Genomic DNA, 283 nt, shown 5'->3' on the forward strand with positions numbered 1-283 from the left:
ATCAAAAGATGATGTAAAACACGTGGCAAACTTGGCAAGACTTGAATTTACTGAAGAAGAAATGGACAAGTTCACACAACAACTAGACGATATCATTAAGTATGCTGAGCTATTAAACGAATTAGATACAACGAATGTGCAACCAACTTCTCACGTGCTTGATGTAAAAAACGTAGTGAGAGAAGATGAAGTGAGACCTTCATTAGATAGGGAAGATACGTTAAAGAATGCACCAGATCACGAGGATGGACAAGTTAAAGTTCCATCAGTACTAGAGTAGAGG

General features: G+C 37.8%; 1 protein-coding gene. It reads left to right on the top strand.

Features of this window, described 5'->3' with window-relative positions; translation table 11 throughout:
• Positions 1 to 280, top strand: a 280-nt coding sequence (gene gatC / locus AOA59_RS27640; RefSeq protein WP_099489735.1) for an Asp-tRNA(Asn)/Glu-tRNA(Gln) amidotransferase subunit GatC, incomplete at its 5' end; no start/stop codon positions are given.
• Positions 281 to 283: the final 3 nt, after the last annotated feature.

This window comes from Pseudomonas sp. 2822-15, from assembly GCF_002742515.1.
In the GTDB taxonomy this organism is placed as follows: domain Bacteria; phylum Pseudomonadota; class Gammaproteobacteria; order Pseudomonadales; family Pseudomonadaceae; genus Aquipseudomonas; species Aquipseudomonas salomonii.